Source organism: Micromonospora sp. DT227, assembly GCF_049841835.1.
Lineage (GTDB): Bacteria > Actinomycetota > Actinomycetes > Mycobacteriales > Micromonosporaceae > Micromonospora.
The window spans coordinates 1-499 of sequence record NZ_JBNCLA010000059.1 but is presented as its reverse complement, the minus strand read 5'-3'; the positions used below and the strand labels follow the sequence as shown (position 1 = coordinate 499).

Sequence of the window (499 nt, the reverse complement as noted above, 5' to 3'; positions counted from 1 at the left end):
TGCGGATCCATCGCCACAGCTTCCCGCGGACTGATCCCGAAGAACCCCGCGTCGAACATCCCGGCCCCGGAAAGGAATGTTCCGTACCGAATCTCCGACCGCTGCCGACCGGGGTCGTGCAGCGCCGTCAGGTCCCAACCCCGATCCGCGGGGAACTCACTGACCGCGTCGACACCCTCGACCAGCAACCGCCAGAACCCGTCCGGGTCATCAACCCCACCCGGATACCGACACCCCATCCCGACGATCGCCACCGGCTCGTCGACATCTGCACCAACCGTCGCCGGCGCGACGGCCACGGCAGCGTTGTTGCCAAGCAGCAGGTCCGTCAGATGGTCGGTCAACACCCCCGCACTGGGGTAGTCGAGGACCAGCGTGGCCGGCAACGGCAGTCCGGTCGCGGCGGCCAACCGGTTACGCAACTCCACCGCGGTCAGGGAGTCGAAGCCGAGTTCGCGGAATGCCCGGTCGGGTGGGATCGACTGGGCGCTGTCGTGGC

At 68.1% G+C, this 499-nt stretch carries 1 protein-coding gene; it reads right to left on the bottom strand.

The genetic code is table 11. From position 1 onward, the window contains the following. Positions 1 to 499 (bottom strand): beta-ketoacyl synthase N-terminal-like domain-containing protein (locus ACLQ2W_RS33880; RefSeq protein ID WP_425791976.1); only part of this gene is annotated, 499 nt, incomplete at both ends.